This window comes from Aeromonas sp. HMWF017 (assembly GCF_003061465.1).
Taxonomy (GTDB): domain Bacteria; phylum Pseudomonadota; class Gammaproteobacteria; order Enterobacterales; family Aeromonadaceae; genus Aeromonas; species Aeromonas veronii.
Genome location: NZ_QAJD01000135.1, coordinates 84,362 through 88,887, shown reverse-complemented (window position 1 = coordinate 88,887; position 4,526 = coordinate 84,362). Strand labels below are relative to the sequence as shown.

3 protein-coding genes and 1 pseudogene are annotated in these 4,526 nt (G+C 62.8%); all 4 read left to right on the top strand.

The annotated features are described in order from the left end of the window. Positions 1-594: pseudogene (locus DBR30_RS13555) on the top strand (TorD/DmsD family molecular chaperone); the annotation flags it as partial. Between the two features lie 117 nt (positions 595-711). Further along, positions 712-915 (top strand): transcriptional initiation protein Tat, encoded by a 204-nt coding sequence (locus tag DBR30_RS13550; RefSeq protein WP_005303194.1) that lies wholly within the window; start codon positions 712-714, stop codon positions 913-915. A 23-nt stretch (positions 916-938) separates the two neighbouring features. Continuing rightward, entirely contained in the window at positions 939-3,815 is a 2,877-nt protein-coding gene (locus DBR30_RS13545) for a formate dehydrogenase subunit alpha (protein ID WP_108588385.1), read from the top strand. A gap of 4 nt (positions 3,816-3,819) precedes the next feature. Next, entirely contained in the window at positions 3,820-4,446 is a 627-nt protein-coding gene (gene fdh3B / locus DBR30_RS13540) for a formate dehydrogenase FDH3 subunit beta (protein WP_005334799.1), read from the top strand. Positions 4,447-4,526 lie beyond the last annotated feature (80 nt).

Genomic DNA, 4,526 nt, shown 5'->3' with positions numbered 1-4,526 from the left:
GCAGGCGAACTGACCATGACCGAACTGGAACAGAGCAGCGCCGATCTCTACGCCCTGCTGGCAAGCCTCTGGCGCGCCGCTCCCCGTGGCTAACAGCTCGCCTGGCTGCAAGGGTTGCAGGCTATGCCGGGCCCCTTTGCCAGAGGGCTGGGGTTGGTGCAGCTGGCGGCCAGCAGCCACCACGAAAACGAGCTTGCCGAGGAGTATCAGGATCTCTTTATCGGGCTGGGGCGCGGGGAGATAGTGCCGTTTGCCTCCTGGTATCTCACTGGCTCTTTGATGGAGCTGCCGCTGGCGGTACTGCGCGCTGATCTGCAGTCCCTCGGTTTTGAGCGCCAGAGCGGAGTGTGCGAGCCGGAAGATCACCTGGCCGCCCTCTGTGAGGTGATGGCGGTGTTGATTGCCGAGCAGCACCCGGATCGCAACCGCTTCTATGAGCGCCACCTTGCCCCCTGGGTACTCGCCTGCTGCCGCGATCAGCAACAGGCGAAAGGGGGTAGCTTCTACCGGGCAGTCGGCGCCCTTGCCGAAGATTTCTTCAAGCTGGAAAACGAATTGCGCCTGCCGTTTGGCGCCTGCGTGGTGCCGGGCTGAACGCCCCTATCTGCGCATAACAAGAGCTGCGCATAACAAAACGAGCAGACGAGATATCCCATTGGACGCGAAGCTGGCGCGCAGGCGCCAGCAAGAACAACAACAGAGGTCACAAGAATGAGCGATGAACAGCTGAAAGACCCGTCTCGCCGCAATCTGATCAAGGGAGTTGGCGTGGTCGCCACCATAGGCGTGCTAGCCGGTGCCACCGGTCGGGTGGTGGGCAAAGAGGTGCTGACCCACGACACCGAGCCTGACAAGGGCTATCGGGAGACCCCCCATGTTCACGACTTTTATCGCACCCTGCGCGGCACCGACTGAGCCGGATCAGTGAAGGAGAACTCATGAAACTGACAAAACGTGCCGAGCAGCCCCAAGTGGGCGAGCAGGGCAATGAGGCCATTCGCGGTCAGGGGCTGACCCGCCGCGCCTTTATGGTCAACTCGGGTCTGGTGGCCGGTGGCGCCGTGGCCGCCGGTTGGCTGGCGCCAGCCATGATGCAGCGGGCCGAAGCCAAAACAGTGGCGGCCGACGTGCCGGTCGAGGTGAAGCGCACCATCTGTTCCCACTGCTCGGTGGGCTGCGGCGTTTATGCCGAGGTGCAGAATGGCGTCTGGACCGGTCAGGAGCCGGCCTTTGATCACCCCTTCAACTTGGGCGGTCACTGTGCCAAAGGGGCGGCCCTGCGCGAGCACGGCCACGGTGAGCGTCGCCTCAAGTACCCGATGAAGCTGGTGGGCGGCAAGTGGCAGCGCATCAGCTGGGATCAGGCCATCGAAGAAGTGGGCAACGAGGTGCTGCGCCTGCGCAAGGAGTCCGGCCCCGACAGCGTCTACTGGCTCGGCTCCGCCAAGCACTCCAACGAGCAGGCCTACCTGTTTCGCAAGATGGCGTCGCTTTGGGGCACCAACAACGTGGATCACCAGGCGCGGATCTGCCACTCCACCACAGTCGCTGGCGTCGCCAACACCTGGGGCTACGGCGCCATGACCAACAGCCTGAACGACATGCACAACAGCAAGTCGATCATGTTTATCGGCTCCAACCCGGCGGAGGCCCACCCGGTCGCCATGCAGCACATCCTGCTGGCGAAAGAGCGCAACGGCTGCAAGATCCTGGTGGTCGACCCGCGTCGCACCCGTACCGCCGCCAAGGCGGACATGTACCTCTCATTGCGTCCGGGCACCGACGTCGCCTTTATCTGGGGCATGCTCTGGCACATCTTCAAGAACGGTTGGGAAGATAAAGAGTTCATCCGCACCCGCGTCTACGGCATGGACGAGGTGCAAAAAGAGGTGGCGCGCTGGACCCCGGCCGAAGTGGAGCGGGTGACCGGCCTCAACGAACAGCAGGTCTATGGCGCCGCCAAACTGCTGGCCGACAACCGCCCCGGCTGCGTGGTCTGGTGCATGGGCGGTACCCAGCACACCACCGGCAACAACAACACCCGCGCTTACTGCATCCTCGAACTGGCCCTCGGCAACGTGGGGAAAAGCGGGGCGGGCACCAACATCTTCCGTGGCCACGATAACGTGCAGGGCGCCACTGACTTTGGCGTCACCTCCGACTCCCTGCCCGGTTACTACGGGTTGGAAGAGGGCTCCTGGAAGCACTGGGCTCGGGTGTGGGACGTCGATTACGAGTGGATCAAGGCGCGCTTTGACAACAAGGCCTACAACGGCAAGCTGCCGATGAACAACAACGGCATTCCGGTCTCCCGCTGGGTGGATGGGGTGCTGGAGAACGCCGATCTCATCGAGCAGGGCTCCAATATCCGCGCCATGTTCTACTGGGGCCATGCGGTCAACTCCCAGACCCGCGGCCCCGAGATGAAGAAGGCGATGCAAAAGCTCGACATGATGGTGATTGTCGACCCGTATCCCACCGTCGCCTCGGTGATGAACGATCGTACCGACGGTGTCTACCTGCTGCCGGCCACCACCCAGTTCGAAACCTATGGCTCCGTCACCGCCACCAACCGCTCCATGCAGTGGCGCGACAAGGTGATCGAGCCCCTGTTCGAATCCAAGGTCGATCACGAGATCATGTATCTGCTGAGCAAGAAGCTCGGCTTTGCCGACCAGCTGTTCAAGCACATCAAGGTGGAGAACAACCAGCCACTGCTGGAAGACATCACCCGCGAATACAACCGCGGCATGTGGAGTGTGGGCTACACCGGCCAGAGTCCGGAGCGGCTCAAGGCGCACCAGCAGAACTGGCACACCTTCCACAAGACCAACCTCAAGGCCGAAGGTGGCCCGGTCAGTGGCGAAGTGTACGGTCTGCCCTGGCCCTGCTGGGGCACCCCGGAGATGAAACACCCCGGCAGCCATATCCTCTACGACACCAGCATTCCGGTCTCGGAAGGGGGCGGCGGTTTCCGTGCCCGTTTCGGCATCGAGTATCAGGGCGTCTCGCTGCTCGCCGAAGACTCCTGGCCGAAGGGGAGCGAGGTGGAAGATGGCTATCCCGAGATCACTGCCGACCTGATGAAACAGCTCGGCTGGTGGGATGAGCTGACCGAAGCCGAGAAGAAGGAGGCCGAGGGCAAGAACTGGAAGACCGACCTCTCCGGCGGTATCCAGCGGGTCGCCATCAAGCATGGCTTCGTGCCCTACGGTAACGCCAAGGCGCGCTGCGTGGTGTGGACCTTCCCGGATCAGGTGCCCAAGCACCGCGAGCCGCTCTACACCCCGCGCCGGGATCTGCTGGCCGACTACGCCACCTGGCCTGATTCGAAGAGCCTGTGGCGCCTGCCGACCCAGTACGCCTCGGTGCAGGAGAAGGATGTCAGCAAGGAGTTCCCGATCATCCTCACCTCCGGCCGTCTGGTGGAGTACGAGGGGGGCGGCGACGAGACTCGCTCCAACCCTTGGCTCGCCGAGCTGCAGCAGGAGATGTTCGTCGAGATGAACCCGGCGGATGCCAACGACGTCGGCGTGCGCGACGGTCAGGATGTATGGGTCGAGGGGCCAGAAGGAGGTCGGGTCAAGGTGAAGGCACTGGTGACCCCGCGGGTCAAACCGGGGCTTGCCTTTATGCCGTTCCACTTTGGTGGCCACTTCGAGGGCAAGGATCTGCGATCCAAATATCCGGAAGGGTCTGACCCCTATGTGCTGGGGGAGTCGGTCAACATAGTCACCACCTATGGTTATGACCCGGTCACCCAGATGCAGGAGACCAAGGTCACCCTGTGCCGTTTTCGCAAAGTAGGAGCCTGATCCCATGGCCAGAATGAAATTCATGTGTGACACCAAGCGCTGCATCGAGTGCAACGGCTGTGTGACGGCGTGCAAGAACGAGAACGACGATGCCCTCGAGTGGGGCATCCAGCGCCGCCGGGTGGTGACCCTCAACGACGGCCTGCCGGGGGAGACCTCCATCTCGGTCGCCTGCATGCACTGCACCGATGCCCCCTGCATGGCGGTCTGCCCGGCCGACTGCTTCTATCACACCGACGACGGCATAGTGCTGCACAACAAGGATCTCTGCATCGGTTGCGGCTACTGCCTGTTTGCCTGCCCATTCGGGGCGCCCCAGTTCCCGAAGACCGCCGCCTTCGGCGATCGCGGCAAGATGGACAAGTGCACCTTCTGCGCCGGTGGCCCCGAAGAGGATCACAGCGAGGCGGAGCGCCAGAAGTACGGTGCCAACCGCATCGCCGAGGGCAAGCTGCCCATGTGTGCCGAGCTCTGCTCTACCAAGGCGCTGCTGGCAGGGGATGCGCAGGTTATCTCCGATATCTTCCGCGAGCGGGTTGCCTATCGCGGTGCCAAGGATGCGGCTTGGGGTAATGGCGATGAGCTGTTTCACGATGCCAGCAAGCTGAACAAGCAGGGAGGGGCGGCATGAAAACCTGGCTAATGGCCCTGTTTGCTGCCCTGCTGCTGGTGAGTACCGCAAGTTTCGCCGATGCCGAGAAAGAGGCGGTC